The sequence below is a fragment of the Gluconacetobacter sp. genome (assembly GCF_047721585.1).
Lineage (GTDB): Bacteria > Pseudomonadota > Alphaproteobacteria > Acetobacterales > Acetobacteraceae > Gluconacetobacter > Gluconacetobacter dulcium.
The window spans coordinates 1-20131 of sequence record NZ_JBDNXE010000071.1 but is presented as its reverse complement, the minus strand read 5'-3'; the positions used below and the strand labels follow the sequence as shown (position 1 = coordinate 20131).

Annotated in this window: 21 protein-coding genes; 12 read left to right on the top strand and 9 right to left on the bottom strand. The window is 65.5% G+C overall.

What is annotated here, in order from left to right:
- On the top strand, positions 1-715 hold a 715-nt coding region (locus ABF821_RS13335), incomplete at its 5' end, for a response regulator transcription factor (protein WP_415530332.1).
- Between the two features lie 137 nt (positions 716-852).
- On the opposite strand, the gene ABF821_RS13330 is transcribed toward ABF821_RS13335, so the two are convergent.
- The 3 genes from ABF821_RS13330 to ABF821_RS13320 form a co-directional block, all read right to left on the bottom strand.
- A complete protein-coding gene (locus ABF821_RS13330) occupies positions 853-2454 on the bottom strand; it encodes a porin (protein ID WP_415530331.1) in 1602 nt (533 codons plus the stop codon).
- Positions 2455-2632: 178 nt separating this feature from the next.
- Positions 2633-3817: a c-type cytochrome gene (locus ABF821_RS13325; RefSeq protein WP_415530330.1), complete on the bottom strand. Its 1185-nt coding sequence runs from the start codon at positions 3815-3817 to the stop codon at positions 2633-2635.
- A gap of 10 nt (positions 3818-3827) precedes the next feature.
- The gene (locus ABF821_RS13320; protein ID WP_415530329.1) at positions 3828-5528 is read right to left on the bottom strand and encodes a methanol/ethanol family PQQ-dependent dehydrogenase; all 1701 of its coding nucleotides are present in this window, start codon (positions 5526-5528) and stop codon (positions 3828-3830) included.
- 746 nt (positions 5529-6274) lie between these two features.
- Between ABF821_RS13320 and ABF821_RS13315 the strand changes: the two genes are divergently transcribed.
- The 8 genes from ABF821_RS13315 (at position 6275) to ABF821_RS13280 (ending at position 12108) form a co-directional block, all read left to right on the top strand.
- Entirely contained in the window at positions 6275-6985 is a 711-nt protein-coding gene (locus ABF821_RS13315; RefSeq protein WP_415530327.1) for a c-type cytochrome, read from the top strand.
- Positions 6982-7140: a hypothetical protein gene (locus ABF821_RS13310; protein WP_415530326.1), complete on the top strand. Its 159-nt coding sequence runs from the start codon at positions 6982-6984 to the stop codon at positions 7138-7140. Before ABF821_RS13315 ends, ABF821_RS13310 begins: the two co-directional genes overlap by 4 nt.
- Positions 7141-7156: 16 nt before the next feature.
- Positions 7157-7687, top strand: coding sequence for a cytochrome C oxidase subunit II (locus ABF821_RS13305; RefSeq protein ID WP_183008815.1), 531 nt, complete (start codon positions 7157-7159; stop codon positions 7685-7687).
- Positions 7684-9429, top strand: coding sequence for a cbb3-type cytochrome c oxidase subunit I (locus ABF821_RS13300; RefSeq protein WP_415530325.1), 1746 nt, complete (start codon positions 7684-7686; stop codon positions 9427-9429). The genes ABF821_RS13305 and ABF821_RS13300 overlap by 4 nt, the downstream gene beginning before the upstream one ends.
- A gap of 7 nt (positions 9430-9436) precedes the next feature.
- A complete protein-coding gene (locus ABF821_RS13295; RefSeq protein WP_415530324.1) occupies positions 9437-10042 on the top strand; it encodes an SCO family protein in 606 nt (201 codons plus the stop codon).
- On the top strand, positions 10039-10779 hold the full coding sequence (locus ABF821_RS13290) for a cytochrome c oxidase assembly protein (protein ID WP_415530322.1): 741 nt from the start codon (positions 10039-10041) through the stop codon (positions 10777-10779). The genes ABF821_RS13295 and ABF821_RS13290 overlap by 4 nt, the downstream gene beginning before the upstream one ends.
- 154 nt (positions 10780-10933) lie before the next feature.
- Positions 10934-11737 carry a prephenate dehydrogenase/arogenate dehydrogenase family protein gene (locus ABF821_RS13285; RefSeq protein ID WP_415530321.1) on the top strand — a complete coding sequence of 268 codons (804 nt, stop codon included), beginning with the start codon at positions 10934-10936 and terminating at the stop codon, positions 11735-11737.
- 35 nt (positions 11738-11772) lie between these two features.
- Complete coding sequence (locus ABF821_RS13280; protein ID WP_415530320.1) at positions 11773-12108, top strand: host attachment protein; 336 nt, start codon at positions 11773-11775, stop codon at positions 12106-12108.
- 26 nt (positions 12109-12134) lie between these two features.
- On the opposite strand, the gene ABF821_RS13275 is transcribed toward ABF821_RS13280, so the two are convergent.
- A complete protein-coding gene (locus ABF821_RS13275; RefSeq protein WP_182972329.1) occupies positions 12135-12446 on the bottom strand; it encodes a hypothetical protein in 312 nt (103 codons plus the stop codon).
- Positions 12447-12636: 190 nt separating this feature from the next.
- Between ABF821_RS13275 and ABF821_RS13270 the strand changes: the two genes are divergently transcribed.
- From ABF821_RS13270 to lptG, 3 genes are all read left to right on the top strand, one after another.
- A complete protein-coding gene (locus tag ABF821_RS13270; protein ID WP_415530319.1) occupies positions 12637-13911 on the top strand; it encodes a glycosyltransferase family 4 protein in 1275 nt (424 codons plus the stop codon).
- Positions 13912-14054: 143 nt separating this feature from the next.
- A complete protein-coding gene (lptF, locus tag ABF821_RS13265; protein ID WP_259654646.1) occupies positions 14055-15176 on the top strand; it encodes an LPS export ABC transporter permease LptF in 1122 nt (373 codons plus the stop codon).
- Entirely contained in the window at positions 15173-16252 is a 1080-nt protein-coding gene (gene lptG / locus ABF821_RS13260) for an LPS export ABC transporter permease LptG (protein ID WP_246400828.1), read from the top strand. The genes lptF and lptG overlap by 4 nt, the downstream gene beginning before the upstream one ends.
- Before the next feature lie 88 nt (positions 16253-16340).
- Here lptG and ABF821_RS13255 read toward each other — a convergent pair whose 3' ends face one another.
- The 5 genes from ABF821_RS13255 to ABF821_RS13235 all read right to left on the bottom strand — a co-directional run.
- Positions 16341-17297, bottom strand: a complete 957-nt coding sequence (locus ABF821_RS13255; protein WP_415530318.1) for a CDP-alcohol phosphatidyltransferase family protein — start codon at positions 17295-17297, stop codon at positions 16341-16343.
- 56 nt (positions 17298-17353) lie between these two features.
- Positions 17354-18070 (bottom strand): NTP transferase domain-containing protein, encoded by a 717-nt coding sequence (locus ABF821_RS13250; RefSeq protein WP_415530317.1) that lies wholly within the window; start codon positions 18068-18070, stop codon positions 17354-17356.
- Entirely contained in the window at positions 18070-19197 is a 1128-nt protein-coding gene (locus ABF821_RS13245) for an inositol-3-phosphate synthase (protein ID WP_182972333.1), read from the bottom strand. Before ABF821_RS13245 ends, ABF821_RS13250 begins: the two co-directional genes overlap by 1 nt.
- Entirely contained in the window at positions 19187-19378 is a 192-nt protein-coding gene (locus ABF821_RS13240) for a hypothetical protein (protein ID WP_415530316.1), read from the bottom strand. The genes ABF821_RS13245 and ABF821_RS13240 overlap by 11 nt, the downstream gene beginning before the upstream one ends.
- A 386-nt stretch (positions 19379-19764) precedes the next feature.
- Positions 19765-20131 (bottom strand): glycerate kinase (locus ABF821_RS13235; protein WP_415530315.1); only part of this gene is annotated, 367 nt, incomplete at its 5' end.

Here is a 20131-nt window from a genome sequence, read left to right as displayed (position 1 = left end):
CCATCCCCCCCCCCCACACCCCCCGGGGGCCGCCCCCCGCCCCCCGCACCATGGCGCCGGAGGCGCACGACGCATGAAAATCCTGCTGGTGGACGATCATACGGTGGTGCGCGCCGGCCTGGGACAATTGCTGTCATCAGCCCTGGGCGCCACGATCCTCGAAGCCGCCGACACCCCGACCGCCCACGATCTCGCCTTGCACACACAGCCGGACCTCGTGGTTCTGGATCTCGGCCTCCCCGGCGCCGGCGGCCTGTGGCTGCTGCCCCGCCTGCATGACGCCGGCCTGCGCGTGCTGGTCCTGAGCATGCACGCCGATCCGATCTACGCCCGCCGCGCACTGGATGCCGGGGCCACAGGCTATGTCTCGAAGACGATCGGCGCCGACGACCTGCTGGACGCCATCCGTCAGGCCATGGCCGGACAATGCTACGTCGAAGCCGGGATCGCCGCGATGCTGAACGAACATCGCGACGTTCTGGGCCGCGATTTCGGGCGCCTGACGGCACGCGACCTGGATATTATGCGGTTTCTGGGCGAAGGACGCAGCCTGTCCGACATCGCGGCAACTTTGGGCGTCAGCTACAAGACGGTCGCCAACACCGCCGGCATGATCAAGACCAAGCTGGGCGTCGCCCGTACCGTCGACCTGATCCGCCTGGCCATCGCCACACAGGCGGGAGGCACCATGGATGGCGTCAGACGAATGCCGTAAGGTCTGAACGCTTCTTTGGCGTTACGAAAAAGAAGCAAAAAGACGTTCATGCGTCCGGGCCATCGTCTCGGCGCGATGACCTGCATAAAGCCGTTCGAAATAATCCGGGGGCTCCATTGCCCCCGGACAAAAACCTCTCAGAAGAACAGGATCGCACCGCCCGAAACGGTATTGTCGTTGGCGGAGTTGCCGTTATGCGCCGCCGCCTGGGTATGCGCATATTCGGCCACCAGCTTCAGCCAGTCCGTCAGGTCGTAATAAGCCGCGCCGATCTCGGACTGATTGCGCCGCACCAGCCCTGTCGCGGTATCGCCCGCCGCCAGGTAGAGATTGCTGACGCCATAACTTCCCACCAGCTTGAAGCGCTTGGTGAAGTTATACGCGCCCTGAACGTAATAGCCTTCCGAATCACGCTTGCGTCCGTTCTGCGCGATCCCGTCGAAGAACAGGCCCGTCGTGCCGAGGCCGCTGCCGCGATAATAATAGACCACCGCCTGGGCCGAACCATAGGTCAGCTTGGCACCGATTTCGCCCGCCTCGGCCATGGCGCCCCGCCGCTCGGCCTCCTCCAATATGGTGCTCGTCAGGCCCTGCTGATGCTGGATCAGGAAGCTGGACCAGATCTTTGTCGTCAGATCACCGACCTTGAACGTATAGGTGAGCTTCCCCTGCACCATCGGTGAACTATGCTGCGTCGATACCGCGGACAGGCGGCCACCGGCAAAATTGTAGGCATCCAGAGGCTGGAAGACGCCAACCGACCCCTGGAAGCCGGCAATGACCGGCGAGGCGTAGGAAATCTGCGGAATCCAGTCGGCATAGACATATCCCAGGCCGATACGCCCCAGCGAGGTATTGGCCGGCGCGGTATTGCTGCCCGTGGAGCCGACACTGAGCAGCGTCGCATCTTCCAGGATGGCATCGGAGCCGAACAGCGCCAGGTCGCGACCAAGCTTGACGGTACCGAAACTCTTGGTTCCCGCCGTCAGATAGACCTGACGAAGGTCGATACCCGCCGTCCCCAGCCCGACCGGACTCCCACCGGAATTGGCGTTGAAGGCACCCGGATTGGCATTGTTGAGGCCGGGATACAGCCCCAGCACCGCCGACATGTCGATCCCCGATTGCGTCGTGGACAGTTTCAGAACGAAGCCCGCCGGCAACAGGCCGTTGCGCACCGCCGACGAATCGAACCCGCTCCCGCCGCTCGACAGTCCCCCCGCCACCGGCAACCCGTGGCCAGGCATGTTGTAGCTATAGAACCCGTTGACGAACCCGGAGAAATTGATATCGATCGGCCCGGCCTTGAAGGTCAGCCCCTTGCCGGAAACATAGGGCGCAACCCGGACCACACTGGGGCTGTCGATCGTGCTGCGGGCTGCCAGCATCGAGGCTTCGGCGGCACGGGCACTCGCTGCCGCGCTGTCGGCGGCCCGCTGCGCGGCCAGCACCGCCGGCATTGCCGCGCCATCGGCGGCGTCGGCCGTTACGACCCCGCCATGACGCGCGGCGCCCCGCCCCCGTCGCGGCGCCTCGGCCGAAGCCGGTTCCGCCGCATGATGCCGATGTTTGGCCAGCAGGGTCGAATATTCAACCTGCGTCAACGCACCCTTGGCCCGAAGAATATCAAGAAGATCACTGTAATCGTCAGCTCGGGCGCACCGAGCCGACAGCATGGATACGCCGCCAGCAGCCAGAACGGCCGTCAAACCCACATGCGCCCAATGTCTTGCCGACATCTGACAAACTCCATCGTTTCTTGTTTTTATTATAGAGCGTCCATCTAAGGCGCGAACCACCAAACATGACAAAACTGTATATGTTCCGGTAACGTCTTGGAGGGCACGCGGTCCCTCCGCGCCCGGCGCCGATGCGGCCAGACCCCTTGCGGAGCCTGGCCATGCCGCCGCTGCGCCGTTACTCGCCGGTATACACCAGCGGCACGGTCGACGATTTGGCGCCGTCGAACGTCAACGCGGTCGAACCGGCGGGCATGCCGTTCTGCTGGAGCAGAAACGCCATGATATCCACATAGACATCATGCGGCAGGCTGGCCGGCTGGGTCGCCGGCATGTTCTGCGACACGATGGTGAAGATATCGCCAACATGGAAATTCGCCTTGGGCGAGGCGAAATGCTTGCCCTTGAGCGCCGGGCCGGCCATCCCCTCCAGATTGTCGCCATGGCATTGCGCGCAATTGTCGGCATAGGCTTTCTTGCCCGCATCGGCCTGCGCCGCCGTAAAGAGCGCGGGCTTCTCCCCACCGGCAGCCGGAGCGGCCGCGGCCGCCGGGGCCGCCGGCACATCCGCCGCCGCCAGGACGATCGGATTGGCCGGTGACGTCGCATACGGGCTCAACAGGGCCGCCAGTTGGCCGGAACGCCGCAGCGCCTCGACACTCTTCTGGAACGAAGCCGCCGCCGCCGCACCCTGCGGCCCATACAACGCCACCACGTCCCAGGCCGCATGGGGCTCGTTCAGCGCATGGATGCAATAATCGCGCGCCTTGTCCCCGCCGGGCAGATAGGCCACGGCACTGGCGCGCCACACCATCGCCGCCCGGTTCGTATGATGCACCACGCTGGCAATCGTCTGCGCGTCCGTCGGATAGATATCGGCCTGCACGTTGGGATGCTTCACGAAATACAGGTTCGGCGCCGTCAGGTAGGTCACCGCCACATCCGTTCCATTCGGCAGCGCCGCCAGCGTTTCCGCCTCATGGCCGCGTGGCGTCACCAGCACGAATCCCATCCGCGCATAGGGCGCCGTGGCCCGCACCCCCTCAGGCACCGCGCCATGCTGGGCATCCACGGGAAAGCCCAGCACCAGCGCGCAGCGCGAGGCCGCGAGCGTGCTGAATGTCTTGACGTCGAATCCATCGTCGTCCCCTTTTCCGCTGCCGTCGAACGTATAGATCGCGGCATCGGTACCCTGCTGACGCGCAACGGCCTGGACGACCCGGCGATCCATCGCACGAGCCGGATTGGAGGAATCGATACAGACCGAGACGGTCGCCCCGGCCGGCCGAGCGGCCACCAGAGCACCGATCGCGACAGCGCAGACCAGGGCGCGACGCGACAGGCTGGCAATATTTTGGCGCATGCGGTCCTCCTTACAGCGCAAAGACATACAGATGGCCGCCCAGCGGAATGGAGCGGACACGCGGGTCCTTCGCCATGTCCCCACCCCAGATCGGCACGCCGCCGCCCCAGCCGGCATAAACGCCGACATATTGCCTGTCGCCGACCTTCCAGGTGCTGGGCACGCCAATCACACCCGACGACATTTTCGGACTTTTCCAGAGTACGGAACCCGTTTTCGCATCGAAGCCATACAGGTATCCGTCGGCGCTGCCCGAGAAGACGACCCCGCCCGCAGTCGCCAGCATGCCGCCATTCCACGGCAGCGCGGATTCGAACGACCAGGCCTGCTTGCCGGAATTCAGGTCGATGGCCTGCACCGAGCCCCAGTCATCAGGATGTTCCGGATCGCGCATGACGGTAAACGTCTCGCCGAGGAACGGCAGGCCCGCCTTGTACGAAACAGCGGCCCCCTTCATTTTCATGCAGGTGTGCAGGGTCGGCACATAGGCGAAATGGGTCTGCGGATCGACGGCGATGGGCCACCAGTTCTTGCCGCCCAGGAAGCTGGGGCAGGTAAAGACCTCCTTGTCCACATCCGGCCGCATGGCGGGGTCCGTGATCGGCCTGCCGTCCTTGAATCCGGAAACCGATGTCGCGTGCGCGAATTTTTCGGCATAGATCAGTTTCCCGTTCGTCCGGTCGACGGCATAGAACCAGCCATTGCGGCTGGCGCTGACCAGCGCCTTGTAGGCCTTGCCCTGATAGGTCAGGTCGGTCAGCACCGGCTCGTTCGTGCCGTCATAATCCCACGTATCGTTCGGCGTGTACTGGTAATGCCACTTGATCTTGCCGGTCGCCGGGTTCAGCGCGATCACGCTGTCGGTATAGAGGTTGTCGCCCGGCCGCAGCACCGCCAGCCACGGCCCCGGATTCCCCACGCCCCAGATCAGCGAGTCGGTCTGCGGGTCATAGCTGCCGGTCAGCCAGGTCGCGCCGCCGCCGGTCTTGTACGCGCCCTTGGGCCAGGTATCGCCGCCCGGCTCGCCCGGCGCGGGAATCGTCGATTGCCGCCAGACCTGCTTGCCGGTCGTGGCATCCAGCGATGCGATGAAGCCCCGTGCGCCATACTCGCCACCCGAGACGCCGACGATGACATGGCCCTTGACCACCAGCGGCGCCAGCGTCATCGCATAGCCCAGGTCCGGCGCCTCCAGCGCCTGGTCCCAGACCACCTTGCCTGTCGTGGCATCCAGCGCCAGCACATGATTGTCCAGCGTGGCCATGTAGACATTGTTGCCGTACAGCGCGACGCCCCGGTTCACCACGTCGCAGCAGATCGTCTTCAGCCCCACGTCGGACAGGTCGCGCTGATATTTCCACAGCAGCTTGCCGGTACTGGCCTGAAAGGCCAGAAGCCCGTTCTTCGGCGTGGTGATGAACATATAGTCGCCATTGACGATCGGCGGCGCCTCATGCCCGCTCTTCGACCCCGTCTCGTAATCCCAGACGGGTTTGAGCTGGGCGACATTGCCCGCATTGATCCCGTCGAGGACCGAGTATCCCGTGCTGGAATAATCATGCCGGTACATCAGCCAGCCATCACCCTGCGCCGCATGGGCCAGCCGCTCGTTCGTCACGGGCTGGTATGGCCCGGCCGGCCCTTCCGCCCGCACGGGGGATGAAACCGTCAGCGCGGTCGCACAGGCCAGTGCGACCGGCAGAGCCAGCACCGCCCTGCGCAGGGGCTGCCGGGTGACACTGGTACGGTAAGCGAACTTCTTCTTGGATCTCCCGCAACACTCTATCCGGTAAGGATCGTCAGGCCGGCGGTACCTGCTTTCAGCAACCGAAGGTCGCGCCCGACCGGCCGGAACGCCGCCCGGCGGAAGCGGAACGCTCCAACGGCGGGTCCGGCTGCGGGATCCTTCAATTGCCCCAGGCAAAACCGTTCATGACGATGCTCCACCTGCACGTTGTCGTTCTTATGTGTCAGGCCTCCCAGCATTTGCCGGTTCAGTCGTTTCTGTCACGTCACCGAAAGGGCATGGAGCCATTGGACTGTCGCAAAACTGCGACAAGTCCGGGTCGGCCTGGACAACAACACGGCCCGAACATCATGGTGCGATGCAAAAAAGCCCGGACGGCGCTTTTCTTCCCGGCGATATCGATACGGATTGACTATAATCACGTTTCAGAGATTATGGCCGCCACGATGAAAGCGCCCATAATCCTGCCTCGATATTTCGGATTTCCCCGCCGAGCTCGCCCGATCCTGTCTCAATTCTGCGACAGGTCGGATCTCCGGATCGGCGGCGCCCCCGTGACAGGCCATCGCCGACAGCGGAAAGTCCCGGCTACAGCACGCGCGGGACAATAAGCACGAACATCGCGACGTGGGGGAGCGCGGGACAGACCCGCTCCCCGGCAAGCGCCCATAGCGTATCATATCGGCAAGACAGCCGAACGGGAGAAAGGCATGCATGAGGCGGCGGGAAGCATCATCCGTCCGGGCCGGCGACGGGCTGGCGTACTGACGCTCTTTGGGTTTGTCCTGCTGGCCGCGCAACCGTCCCGCGCGGCCGATACGCCGGATGCGGCGGCAGGGCGGACGATCGCGGAAACGGGTGTCCTGACCGGCCATGTCGGCTGTTCGGCCTGCCATCTGATGAACGGCGCGGGCCAGCCCGACGTGGGCATACCGCGCCTGGCAGGCTTTTCGGCCGCCTATCTCGAACAGCAGCTCGGCTACTTCGCCGCCGACAAGCGCAGCAATAGCTGGATGGCGCCCTACGCGCGGATGCTCACGCGGAAGCAGATGCAGGACGTCGCGGCCTATTATGCCAGCCTGCCCGAACCTCCTCCCCCCGAGAACGACCCGGCCAGCGACGGTCTGCGCGCGCGCGGCAAGGAGGTCTTCGAAAAAGGGGTCATGGCCAACGGCGTGATGCCATGCGGAGGCTGCCATGGCCCGGCGGGCCAGGGCATGGGCACCTTCGCCCCGCATCTGGCCGGCCAGTCCGCCCCCTATCTGCTGGAGCAGTTGCGGGGCTGGCACCAGGGCAAGGATCGCGATCCGATGGGCAAGATGATGGCGACGGAAGCCCACGCGATGACCGACGCCGACATGCAGGCCGTGGCGGCCTATCTGCAAAGCCTGCCGGGACCGAACGCGGGAGCCGCGAAATGAGCACACCGACCACACAGCACGACAGCGACGACGGCGGCGCGCCGCCCATGATCGATGTCCGGCCCGTCGGCACCTGGGTCGTCAGCGGCGTACTGCTGGTGGCGGTGCTGACGGTCTGGGTCCTGGTCTCGGTGATCTTCCTGCATCGCGCGTGACGGGAGAGGAACGGTTATGAACGACAATACGGGCATGAGCCCTCTCGAATCCGCCTTCCACGCCTCGGCCGAACGGCACGAACGGTTCTGGATCTTCGGCGTGCTGGTGATGCTGGTCCTGCTGACGATCGGGACGATGTTCTACGTCGTCCATGATTACGGCCTGGTGACCGGCACCCATTCCTACGCGACCGACCCGCAGGCCCCGGCGCGCGAAGCCGCGTTCCAGGACGGCAAGGTGGTACGCACCGGCCCGAACGCCTACGCGGTCTACATGGTCGGCCGCGCCTGGCACTGGTCGCCGGACGTGATCCATGTGCCCGAAGGCGCGGAAATCACCTTCTACGTCACCAGCGCCGACGTGCTGCACGGTTTCGAAATCCAGGGCACGCCGGTCAACCTCACGGCCGTTCCCGGCGTGGTCGGCACGGTGAAATACACGTTCCACCATACCGGGCTGTTCCGCATCATCTGCAACGAATATTGCGGCATGTTCCACCACGCCATGGTGGCCCGCATCATCGTCGATCCGGCAGGTACGCCATGAGCATCGAAATCGCGGCCGACACATTCTCGTCCGCCCCTCCGCAAACCGGGTCCGATCGCGCCGCCGCCAGCATGCGCCGGCTGATGCTCGCCTTCCTGGTCGCGGGCTTCTCGGCCCTGCTGGTCGGGGCCACGATCGGCCCGCTCCAGGCGCTGAATTACGGCGGGGTCGATGCCTATCCCGCCCTGCGCCCCCTGCTGCAAAGCTATTACCAGGGCCTGACCATCCACGGGGTGATGAACGGCTACGTCTTCACCTTCTTCATCACCTGCGGGCTGCTGGTCTACCTCCCCGCCCGCGAACTGGGGGTCACGCCGAATCTCACGATGTGGCGCGCCTGTTTCGCGATCATGGCCGTGGGCGCGCTGTGCGTGCTCTATGCGATGGGCGACAATTCGTCGTCGGTGCTCTGGACGTTCTATCCCCCGCTCAAGGGCAGCCCGTTCTTCTATATCGGCATCACCCTCCTGGCCCTCGGCAGCACCATGCCGCTACCGATCCTGATGGACATGCGCAGGACGTGGCGCCGGCACCGCCCCGGCGAAATCACGCCGCTGGTCACGTACATGTCGCTCACCACCATGCTGATGTGGGGGCTGGCCGGCGTGGGCGTGGTGGCCGAACTGGTGCTGCAACTCGACCCCTGGTCGCTGGGGCTGATCAGTACCGTCGACCCGATCATCAACCGCACGCTGTTCTGGCTGACGGGCCACCCGATCGTCTATTTCTGGCTGATGCCGGCCTATGTCTCCTGGTACGGCCTGCTGTCGCGCCAGGTCGGCGGCAAGCTGGTCTCCGACCCGATGGCGCGGATCACCTTCGCCCTGCTGATGATCTTTTCGCTGCCCGTGGGCACCCACCATCAGTTCTCCGACCCAGGCTTCTCCTCGATCTGGCGCGGCATCCTGGTGGTGCTGACCATGTCGGTGGCGACCCCCAGCCTGGTGACCGCCTTCACCATCGGGCTGAGCCTGGAATATGCCGGCCGCCTGCGCGGCGGAAAGGGCTGGTTCGGCTGGTTCCGCGCCCTGCCCTGGGGCGATCCCAGCGTGGCGGCCCAGGTCCTCGCGGCCATCACCTTCATCCTCGGCGGCGCCACAGGCATCGTCAACGGAAGCTGGCAGCTCAACGCCATCGTCCACAACACCACCTTCATTCCCGGCCATTTCCACGTCACCGTCGGCAGCGTCACCGCCATGACCTTCATGGCGATCAGCTTCTGGATGGTGCCGCACCTGACCGGCCGGCAACTGATCAGCCGGCGGCTGGCCCTGTTCTCCGTCTGGGTCTGGTTCGTCGGCATGACGATCTTCGCCATCGGCATGACATGGGCGGGCCTGTACGGCGTGCCGCGCCGGGCATGGGTCTCCGCCCTGCCGCACGGCACCTATCACGCGCTCTACGGCGCGGCGTCGGTCCCGCTGGCGCTGGTGGCCATCGGCGGCGTCCTGCTGTGGGTGGCCAGCTACAGTTTCTTCGCCGTCTTCTTCGGCACCCTCCTGTTCGGTCGGCACGCGGCCCCGCCGCCCATTCCCTTCGCCCAGTCCTTCGGCGGCCCGGCCAGTTCCACCATCGACTCGCCGCCCAACCCGGCCCGGTCCGCCTCGCCGCTGATCCGCGCGCTGGATCATATCTGGCTGCTGACCGGCATCACGGCGCTGGCCACCATCGCCGCCTACATCCCCATCCTGTGGCCGTTCCTGCATCACGTCACGCGGGCGCCGGGCTGGATTCTCTGGTAGACCACGCATGACGGCGCTCGCGCCACCGCTCCGGCAGTCGCTCCGCCGTGCCGCCTGCACGGTGGCCGCCATCGTGGCGCTGCTGGCGCTCTATGCCGGCTGGAGCGGCGGCTTCAGCCTGTTCGGCTCTCCGGTCCCGCCGGTCCCGGCCCCGCGCCTCGCCCTGCGCGACGATCTGGGCCACCCGTTCGACCCGGCAACTCTGCGCGGCCGGGCAACATTGGTCTATTTCGGCTATGTGCGCTGTCCCGATGTCTGCCCGACGGTGCTGGCGGCGCTGGAACAGGTCTTCGCCCGGCTGGGCCCCGACGCGGCGCGAACGGGCGTCCTGTTCGTCACGCTGGACCCGGCCCACGACACGCCCACCGTGCTGCATGCCTACCTCTCCCATTTCCAGCCCGCTCCCACCGGCCTGACCGGCCGCCCGGACGAACTGGCCGCCACGGCCCGCGCCTGGGGCATCGGCTGGACGGGCACCGACGGCCACATCAACCACAATTCGGTCCTGACGCTGGTCGGCCCGGACGGGCAGATGCGCGCGCGCTACGGCATGACGCAACTCAACGCCCCGGAATCCATGGCCGCCGACATCCACGCGGTCCTGTCCCGATGAGAGGCTGGAGCCCGCTGTTCCAGGCCGGCTGGGTCGCCGCCGGGCTGCTCGCCGGCTCCGCGATCCTGCTCCTGGCCGCCCGGCACCAACGTCCATCCTGGCGACTGGCGGCGGCGGGCGCCGGCACGGCCCTGCTGGCGGCCTCCTGCACCGGCCTGCGCGACCCGCTGGCCTCGATGACCCAATATACCGCCGGCCTGATGGTACTGGGCCAGGTCGTCCCCCCGTTCCTGCTGCTCGCCATGCCCATGCCGACACACCGGCGCGCCCCCCATGTCGCGGGCTGGGCACGCGATCCCGGCGTGGCGGCGGCCCTGTTCGGCGGGCTGGCAATCGCCACCGGCCTGCCCGCGATCCTCGACCGTTCGCTGGCCAACGCGCTGTTCAGCGCCCCGCTGGGCCTGCTGGACCTGCTGGCCGGCCTGCTGTTCTGGGCGCAGTTGATGCCGGACAGCCGGGTCATCCGGCACAACCCGCTGGCCGGAGCCTATGCGCTGCTGGGCAGCCTGCCGATGACGGTGGTGGCGGTCGTCTGGATGACGGCGCCGCGCGTGCTGTACGCCCCCTATCTGGACGTACTGTGCCGATGGGACCTGACACCGCTTGAAGATCAGCACTGGGCAGGGTTCGTGATGCTGGTCGCCGGCCTGCCGCTCCAGGTGGTCGGAACATGGCTGCTGGTCGCCGCCCCGGCAAAGCCCCCGCCGACCTTGACCGGCCCCGCCAAATCTCCTTAGGTGCGTCGCATGAGCACCCCGTCCTTCCTCTCCGGACTGTATTACGCGCCGCATTCATAGCGGCGGGGGCGTATTATCATGGTCAACCGCTGCGTCGTCAGCGGTCGAACCTCCGAGAGTCCTCCTGGCAACGCAGCTTCCCGAAAGCAGTGTCATGTCAGACAGATCATCTCTCTCCTCTCCCTCCCCGGCGTCTCTCCCCCTGGTCGGCCTGTTCGGCTTCGGCGCCTTCGGCCGGCTGATCGCCACCCATCTGGCCGCCCATAGTCGCATCCGCGTCCACGATCCCGTCCTCCAGCCCGGTCCCGTCATGCCGGGGGTCACGGCGACGACGCTGGAGGACACAGCCGGCTGCCCGATCGTCATTCTGGCCGTTCCGGTCACGCGGATGCAGGCGGTCGCGCGCAGCATCGCACCGCACCTGCCACCTCATGCGCTGGTCGCCGATGTCGGATCGGTCAAGATCCTGCCGGCGGACATCCTGTGCCGCGAACTGCCCGCGCATGTCCGCATCATCGCCACTCACCCGCTGTTCGGCCCGCAGAGCGCGCGCGACGGCATCGCCGGCCACCGTATCGTGCTCTGCCCGCTACGCGGCACCCGGCCGGGTCCCTTCGCCGCGTTCCTGCGCCGCACCCTGGGGCTGGAGGTCATCGTGACCACGCCCGACGCCCACGACCGAGACGCCGCGATGGCGCAGGGCCTGACCCATCTGCTGGCCCATATCCTCTCCGAAATGGGTCCAATGCCCGAACGGATCAGCACCAGCAGTTTCGCCCTCATCCGCGCCGCCGCCGCCATGGTGCAAAACGATGCCCCGGAGGTCTCCCACGCCATCGCCCACCTCAACCCCCATGCCCGCGCCGTCCGCCGGCAATTCTGCGCCATCGCCGGCCGGATCGCGGAAAGTGATGACGCACACGGCGTATCCCCCTTCCCGGACCATGCATTCGGGTGAAAGATGATGACGTCTTCGACAGGGAGAAGAAGATCATGACAACGATCGACCCCGTGACGTATGTCGTCGCCGACGCGCATACGGCGCGCCTGCTGCGCCACGAAGGGCATGCGCTGCACACGACCGACCACATCGCACCCACCGAACATTTCGCCGCCACCATCGCCGCGGCGCTGAATCGCGGCGTGACCGACGGCACGATCAGCCGTTTCATCCTGGCCGCGCCGGGTCATCTCCTGCACGCCATCCGCGCCGAACTGACCGGCGTCACGCAGGACAGGCTGATCCTGGCCGTGCCGAAGGAACTGGCACAACTGCCCGACCACGACCTGATCCAGCATTTCGACATTCCGGCAACCGGCTGGCCGTAACCCGCTCTTCGGTTACAGCGCCGGAGTCAGGCTCCGGCGCCCTCGGTGCCCGCGCCGGGGCGCCGGGCCCACGCCTCCAGATCGAGAAAAGCCTCGATCATCCGTTCCAGCGCGATGGCGCGGTTCGGCAGGTCCGACTGCCGCGCCTGCCAATCCTCGACGCGCCGCAGAACGGAAACATTCAGCGTAACCGTCACACGCTCGCCGTCTCCCACCCCCTGCGAAGGCGCAGGCTCCGGCGCGGTCCGGGGCGCCTGCAAGACCGAATACAGCCCCGCCACCTGGGCGCGCAGCGCGGTCAGGTGCGACAGGATCTCGATGGCGGTCAGATCAGCCATGACCGTTTCCTCCGAACCAGACAAGGACCGAAAAAGACACGGCCACCCGTCTTCGTAGCGCGCCATGCCTGCCATGGTTCCATTCCCTCCCCGGCGCGGCGGGCCTCCCTTCTGGACACCCACCCACGTTCCCGGTCATATGCGCCATCGGCGGGCCAGCGCCCGGACAAAAGCCTGATGGATGCGACCATTGAGACAAAACGGCCATGCCGGAAACCCGGATGCGGGGATCAAGATCCTGTTCGCGTTCGAAAATCCGCTCCCCAGCGCCGAGGCCGACGCCGAAGTCTTCATCACCACCGCCCGCTATCTGGCCCGCCTGACCTCTCGCGCGCGGCTGCACGTTCCCATGCGCGACCGGGCCTCCTGCGCGACCCTGGCCGAGGCCACGGGCCTGGACATCGTGCGCGCCTGGGCACCGGCCAGCCCGGCCGCCCTGCGTCACCTGATGTGCGGCCTGACCATCGTCTGCCGCAGCGCCTTCCGCCAGGCCGATCTGGTCTATACCCGCAATCTGTGGATCGCCTGGATGGCCATCCGGTTCGGCCAGCGCGTGGTCTTCGACCATTATCGCCCGTGGCCCGACCAGATCCCCCCGCTCCGCCGCTGGCTGCACCGGCTGATGAACCACCCGCGCTTCATCCTCCATATCTGCCATTCGGATTATACGCGGCGGAAATATCTGGAACTGGGAGTGCCCGCCGCAAAACTGCGCTGCATCCATAACGGCTTCGAACCCGGACGGCTGAATGCGATCCCCGCCCCGGACATCGCGCGACAGGCCCTGTCCATCCCCGCAGCCGCCCGGACGATCGTCTATACGGGCCGGATCAACCAGAAGAAGGGCCTCGATGTCGTCATCGAGGCGGCGCGCCTGCTGCCCGACCGGCTGTTCATCCTCGTCGGCTCCTATGGCGAAGGACCGATCGAGGAAAAGGCCCGCCTCCTGCCCAACGTGCGGATCGTTCCCTTCCAGCCATCCGAGGCCCTGGGCCAGTATGTCGCGGCGGCCGATATCCTGCTGGTCCCACCGTCGCTCCAGCCCCTGACGCGGTTCGGATCGACGGTACTTCCGCTCAAGCTGTTCTTCTACCTGGCCTCCGGCCGCCCGATTCTGGCCGGAAAGACGTCGGACGTGCAGGAAATCCTGCGCCACGAAGAAAATGCCTATCTCTGCCAGCCTGATTCCCCCCAGGCGCTGGCCGACGCCGTGCGACGACTGACCGACGACCCCACCCTGTGCGCACGCCTCGCCGAAGCCGCGCAGGCGGAAAGCCGCACCCTGACATGGGAAGCCCGCGCCACGCGGATCATGACCGCGATCTCCGAGCGCCTGGCCGCCGCACCCGATCCGGTCGAACGCTGGAAGGCACCGCAATGGCGGCAGTACCGGCACCAATCCTGGCGCTGGCTGCAACATCTGATCCGCACAGGGTCGCCGATCCTGCCGCCCTCAGGCTCCTGAAGCCGGCGGGCCGCCAGCGGTTTGACGAAAATGGGCCTCTCTTTTATTCTCGATCGGTCACGGGCATGTTCCCATGCGGCACAGACCGCACCCGTCCCGCGTGACAGGGCGAAGAGAGTCACTTGTACGCCCCGGCGCGATCCATGCCCCCGACGGACGGTTTTCATACCTTGATCATTCGTACCTATCTTCTGCGCGAAATCGGGAAGCCACTGGCAACCATGCTGGTGGTGTGCATGGCCCTGTTCGCCGGCTACAGCGCCGCCGATTTCCTGTCGGACGCGGTCAACGGGCTGCTGTCCACCAACACGATCGTGGAACTGATCGTGCTCAAGCTCCTGATCAGCCTGGAAGTCCTGGTCCCGGTGGCGCTGTACCTGTCCATCGTGCTGGCACTGGGCACATTGTACGGCAATTCCGAAATCACGGCGCTCCATGCCCTGCGCGTCACCCCCGGCATGCTGCTCCGCCATATCATGACACTGGCCGGGTGCGTCGCCATCGGGGTCGGCATCCTGTCGCTGGTCGTGCGCCCGTGGGCGTACGAGCGCCTGCATGCCCTCTCGCGCAGCGCCGAACTGACGTTGGATGTGGACGCAATGCAACCCGGCACCTTCTACGTCGTGCAGAACGGCGCGCGCGTCATCTTCCTCACCCGGCGCCAGGGGCCCAACGGCCCGGCACGAGATATCTTCGTCCAGTTGCGCCGCCCCAACGACACAAGGATCATCCATGCCGAACTCGGCTATCCCGTAGCCGACGACGTCAACGGCCGGACCGATTTCTACGTGCGGCTGAAGAATGCCCATATCTACGATATCGCCACCCGGCCGGGCGCGCATGACCAGGTCATGACCGTGCGCGAAATCACGCAGGACCCGAACCGCCATGTGGTGGACGCGCCGGACGACAGTTCGGTGACCACCGGCAGCCTGAGCATCGCCGCCTCGCACCAGCCGGCGGACGTGGCGGAATTCCAGTGGCGCCTGTCCACCCCCCTCACAACCATATTGCTGGCGATGCTGGCGGTGCCGCTGGCACGCGGGCGCCCCCGGCAGAACCGCTACGGCAAGCTGGGGACCGCAATCCTGATCTTCTTCGTCTATTATCTGCTCTATACGTCCGCCCGCACCTGGGTGCAGCACGGCATGGTGGCCGCGTTCCCCGGCATCTGGTGGGCGCCCGCCCTGCTGGCGGTCCTGACCGGCTTCATGCTGCGCGGCCAGATCGCCGATCTCCTGTCCCGACGGGCCGACGCGCCATGAAACTGAAACGCTTCGACCGCTATATCCAGCTCGTCACGCTGCGGGCCTTCGTCCTGGTCGCACTGGGGCTCACGGCCCTGTTCAGCCTCCTGGAATTCGTCGACCAGCTCTCCTACGTCGGCCAGGGACATTATCGCCTGGCCGACGCCGCCGCCTATACCGCCCTGCTGGCGCCGGCACGCTTCATGCAGGTCACGCCCATCGCGCTGCTGCTGGCATGCCTGCTGGGCCTGGGCGGCCTCGCCAAGCATTCCGAGCTCACGGCCCTGCAAGGGATCGGACTCTCCGAAATGCAGATCATCGGCGCCGTGCTGCGCCTGATCGTGCCGACGATCGTCCTGCTGTTCCTGGTCGGGCAGTTCGTCGTGCCCTCGGCGCGCCACATGGCGCAGCAGGGGCGTGCCACCGCCCTCACCTCCGGCGCGGTGAACGCCGCGGACAACACGGCGTTCTGGGCTCATGGCGACCAGCAGTTTCTCGGCGTCCACCGCTTCGTCAACGAAAAGCTGGGCGAAGACATCGACATCTACCGTTTCGACGACCAGGGCGCGCTGACACGCTATCTGCATGCGGCCCACGCCACGATCGGCGCGGACGACAACTGGGTTCTAACGGACGTCACACGCAAGGACATCGTCGCCGACCAGTTCCACACGAGCCACCAGGACAGCATGACATGGCATGCCTTCCTGTCGTCGCGGCAGATCCGTTTCCTCAGCCTGCCGCCCGAGAGCGTGCCGCCCATCGCCCTGTATCGCTACATCCGCGATCTCAAGCGGCATCATCTGCCGGCCACGCGCTACGAGCAGGAATTATGGTCGCGCATCAGCACGCCGTTCGCCATGATCGCGCTGATCGCCTGCGCCGCCCCCTTCGTCTTCGGGCCACCGCGCTCGCAGAGCCTCGGCTATCGCATGGCCATCGGCATCGCGATCGCCATCGTGTTCTCACTGGGGCAGGAAATCACCAACCGGCTGGGCCTGCTGCTGGACCTGAACCCGGCGATCACAGCCCTAACCCCTCCCATCCTGCTGATGCTGTCGGCGGCCTATCTCTTCATCCACACCCGAGAATAAAGAACCAAGCCCCCCAATCACCCGAAAACGAACGGGTTCCCAAAGGGCGACTGCCCTTTGGTGGGTCAAGGGCAAAGCCCTTGCCGCATCACGGCACGAGCGACGCTTCCGCCTCGACCACGAACACCGCCTGATCGCGGCGGCGTTCACCGGGGCAAGGCACGTCCCCGGCCAGACCATCCAGCCCGGCCATGAACGCCCCGTCGCACACGCGCTGCCGCACCAGCAGCAGCATCAGGATCGCCGAGAACCCCACGATCTCGAACATGAAATAAGCCAGCGGCACGCGGCAGATCACGCAGAGAAAGATGCCGATCGTCCGATAATTGGCGGACAGGATCGACCAGCCACGCAGCAGCGGCGCAAACGCCTCGCGATAGGCCTGGCGGATCACCGGCGCCCGGTCGGGATGCGCGGCCAGCAACGCCGCCAGCCGCTGGTTCAGCCCCGCCTCGCCGCCCGGCGCGGTCAGCGCCTCAAGCCGATTATACAGCCCGAACAGCAGGTCGCCCACCCGCCGGCCGGAGGCGACCTTCGCCCGTGCCACCGGCGCCGATCCACGCGCCCAGCCCCAGAAATTATAATCCTGCCGCTGCCGTTCATAGGCGGCCGACTGCACCGCATGGCATCCGCCCGCCAGCACGACCAGCGCCCAGACCCACGCGCCGTAGAGGGCGGAAAGCGCCAGCGCCAGCCCGACATAAACCGAGACGAACGTCACGTAATCGCAGATACCGTCCAGAATCTTGCCGGTCTGCGACTGCTTGCCCGTCAGGCGCGCAAGCTGGCCGTCCGCCCCGTCCATCACATGCCAGACGACCATGAGCAGAAACCCGGCCACCGCGAAACGCACATCGCCGACATGGTGATAGGCCGCCCCCGCCAGCACCCCGGCCGCCATCCCGCCGAGCGACACGGCATTGGGTGCCACCCCCAGACGCGCGAAATGCCGCGTCAGCCATCCCGAAACCGGATGGATGACGTACAGGTTGGTCAGTTCTTCGATTTCCGACGTGCGCCGCACGGGATCTGTCTGCTGCAACACGATGGCACCCTTGTTTCCCTGGTTCCCCGCGCCATACGGGCCGGGAGCGATCCCTGTCAAAGCAGCCCTTGGGCCATCAGACGTTCGGCCTTGTCGTAGGCCACCGGATCATCGACATCGATCCACAGATGTTCGCCGATATCGAGGACATACGCCTTGTGCCAGCGGGCCAGCGTGTTCATGGCACCGGATATACTATCCTCGCCCTCTGCCTGGCTGCTTTCCAGCGCATCGAACATCTCGGGCGTACACCGGAAGATCCCGGTATCGAACGCATTGAACTCCGTCAGCGACTTGCCGATACGCTCGATCCGTCCGTCTCGAAACAGAACGCGCGTCACGTCGTCCGGATCGTTCAGCATACGCTCCACGTTGCTGTCGACACCCAGCGACACACCGTCCCGGCCTGTCGGGATCGCCGCCATCAGGCGATTGATCTCCGGGTCCAGCACATGGTCGCACATCGTCAGCAGAAACGGCCCGTCGAGAAACGGCCGGGCACAGAGAACGGAAACCCCGTTGGCGCGGTCCCATGCCGGATTATGCACATGGGTCACGCGCACCCCGTCACATTCCGCCATGTCGTCCAGGGCCGTACGCAACTCATCGCCGCGATAGCCGTTGATGATGACGAATTCATCGACCCCACCACGGCGGGCACGGTCGATAACCTCGGCGATCAGGGGCCGCCCCCGGATCGTGACCAGGGGCTTGAGCGGCCCCTTGTCACGCAGACGGCTACCCTGCCCTGCGGCGACGATCAGGCACTTCATCAGGCGGGAACGGCCTCGGTCGAATGGGTGGTGATGAACTCTTCGACCATCTTGTAGGCTTCGTCATCCGTGTACTGCACCAGCGGATGCTTGCAGAAATAGGCGCTGGGCGCGGCCAGAACACCACCGACGCCGGAATCGAGCGCCAGCTTGCAGCAGCGGATCATGTCGATGGCCACACCCGCCGAGTTCGGCGAATCCTGCACCGACAGACGCAGTTCCAGTTCCATCGGCACGTTGCCGAAGGCATGGCCTTCCATGCGGATGAAGCAGACCTTGTTGTCATTCTGCCACGGCACATAATCGCTGGGGCCGACATGGATATCCTCGTTCTCCATGCGCGTCTTCGCGACGGCCTGCACGGCTTCGGTCTTCGAGGTCTTCTTCGACGCCAGACGCTCCTGATTCTTCATGTTCAGGAAGTCGGTGTTGCCGCCCGTGTTGAGCTGGTACGTATGCAGCATCTTGACGCCGCGCTTGGCGAACAGGTCGGTCAGCACACGATGCACGATGGTCGCGCCGAGCTGCGACTTGATGTCGTCACCGATGATCGGCACGTTGCGCTCGGCGAAGCGGGCGGCATATTCCGGATCGCTGGCGATGAAGACCGGAATATTGTTGATGAAGCCGACCCCGGCCTCCAGCGCGCATTCGGCATAGAAGCGCGTGGCCTTCTCCGATCCGACCGGCAGGTAGTTCACCAGGATCTCGGCACCGCTGCGGCGCAGTTCCGCCACCACATCTTCCCGGCTCGGCTCCGGGGCGTCGGCCCGCACGAAGCTGCGCTTCTCGTCATAATTGGCCATGTGCTCGGACACGCCATCCAGCACCGCGCCCATCCGCACGGTCACGCCGCTGTCGGGGATGTTCGGCTCGAACTTCACCACGCAGTTGGGGGCGGAGAAAATGGCACGGCTGACATCGGTGCCGACCTTGCGCGCGTCGATATCGAACGCCGCCACCACTTCGATGTCGCTGGGACGATAGCCGCCGAGGCTCTCGTGCATCAGGCCGATGACTTCCTCGTTATGGCGGTTCGGGCCGTAATAATGAATGCCCTGGATCAGGGCACTGGCACAGTTGCCGACACCCACGATCGCGATACGGATACCGCCCTTAGTCTTCATAATGTTCCCCTGCCCTCTTCGAGACCATAAAAAACGAACAGTCGCGGCGGCCGCCGACCGAACGACGCATCAAAACGCCCATTGTCGCCTGAAAGAACCCGGTACCAGCATGCGATGCGGCCTCGGCCCACTCGGTCGCCATACCGCGCCACTCCCTGATGCGATCCTCACCGATCGCCACGAGCCTCCTGCTCCTTCGGCAAGCTATCGGGGAAATCAGGCGCCAGATCAAGAATGCGTCCCCGCCGGTTCCCCCTCTGCGGACATGCCGCCACGCCCATTGCACGCATCCATGGCCCAGATGCGGCCGCGTCCGGCTCTATATGTTACAAGGAACGATGGTCTTTTAGTTAATTTAAGTTAATATCCAAGCAACCAAAAGACCCACCCTCAGCACCCTGCGCAGGCCAGATTTTCATCTTATATCATTAAAAACAATGCGTTAATAAAACATCCCCCATCCAAGCAAAACAGACTCGTCGCAAAACCACCGTCTTCGTTCTGTCATATTTGACATAAAATAAAATCACTCCCGACCAAAACCGCGCCCCGTTGGTTACATTTATCTCACCTGGCCCGGAAAATGGCACTCGTGGCGGCCACGTTGCGTGCCGTCACCCGCACATTGGTCGCCGCCTCGGCCAGGGCTTCCTCCAGCGTGCAGGGCCGGTTGACGACGCTGAAGACGGCGTCGATTCCATGGGCATGCACCTTTGCCGCATCGTGCCCCAACGACCCGGCGATGCCGATCACCGGTCGTCCGTGCCGGCGGGCGACACGGGCGACGCCGATGGGGGCCTTGCCATGCACGGTCTGCCCGTCGATCCGGCCCTCGCCGGTAATCACCAGGTCGGCGTCGGAGAGGATGGCATCCAGCCCCAGCGCCTCCATGACGATCTCCACCCCCGGCCGCAGGGTGGCCCCCAGGAACGCC

Bases quoted from the DNA above. Each gene is read 5' to 3' on its own strand.
- ABF821_RS13305 (WP_183008815.1), top strand. From the start codon at position 7,157: ATGAACGACAATACGGGCATGAGCCCTCTCGAATCCGCCTTCCACGCC.
- ABF821_RS13315 (WP_415530327.1), top strand. From the start codon at position 6,275: ATGCATGAGGCGGCGGGAAGCATCATCCGTCCGGGCCGGCGACGGGCT.
- ABF821_RS13250 (WP_415530317.1), bottom strand. From the start codon at position 18,070: ATGAAGTGCCTGATCGTCGCCGCAGGGCAGGGTAGCCGTCTGCGTGAC.
- ABF821_RS13290 (WP_415530322.1), top strand. From the start codon at position 10,039: ATGAGAGGCTGGAGCCCGCTGTTCCAGGCCGGCTGGGTCGCCGCCGGG.
- ABF821_RS13325 (WP_415530330.1), bottom strand. From the start codon at position 3,817: ATGCGCCAAAATATTGCCAGCCTGTCGCGTCGCGCCCTGGTCTGCGCT.
- ABF821_RS13310 (WP_415530326.1), top strand. From the start codon at position 6,982: ATGAGCACACCGACCACACAGCACGACAGCGACGACGGCGGCGCGCCG.
- ABF821_RS13300 (WP_415530325.1), top strand. From the start codon at position 7,684: ATGAGCATCGAAATCGCGGCCGACACATTCTCGTCCGCCCCTCCGCAA.
- lptG (WP_246400828.1), top strand. From the start codon at position 15,173: ATGAAACTGAAACGCTTCGACCGCTATATCCAGCTCGTCACGCTGCGG.
- lptF (WP_259654646.1), top strand. From the start codon at position 14,055: ATGCCCCCGACGGACGGTTTTCATACCTTGATCATTCGTACCTATCTT.
- ABF821_RS13295 (WP_415530324.1), top strand. From the start codon at position 9,437: ATGACGGCGCTCGCGCCACCGCTCCGGCAGTCGCTCCGCCGTGCCGCC.
- ABF821_RS13280 (WP_415530320.1), top strand. From the start codon at position 11,773: ATGACAACGATCGACCCCGTGACGTATGTCGTCGCCGACGCGCATACG.
- ABF821_RS13275 (WP_182972329.1), bottom strand. From the start codon at position 12,446: ATGGCTGATCTGACCGCCATCGAGATCCTGTCGCACCTGACCGCGCTG.
- ABF821_RS13245 (WP_182972333.1), bottom strand. From the start codon at position 19,197: ATGAAGACTAAGGGCGGTATCCGTATCGCGATCGTGGGTGTCGGCAAC.
- ABF821_RS13285 (WP_415530321.1), top strand. From the start codon at position 10,934: ATGTCAGACAGATCATCTCTCTCCTCTCCCTCCCCGGCGTCTCTCCCC.
- ABF821_RS13330 (WP_415530331.1), bottom strand. From the start codon at position 2,454: ATGTCGGCAAGACATTGGGCGCATGTGGGTTTGACGGCCGTTCTGGCT.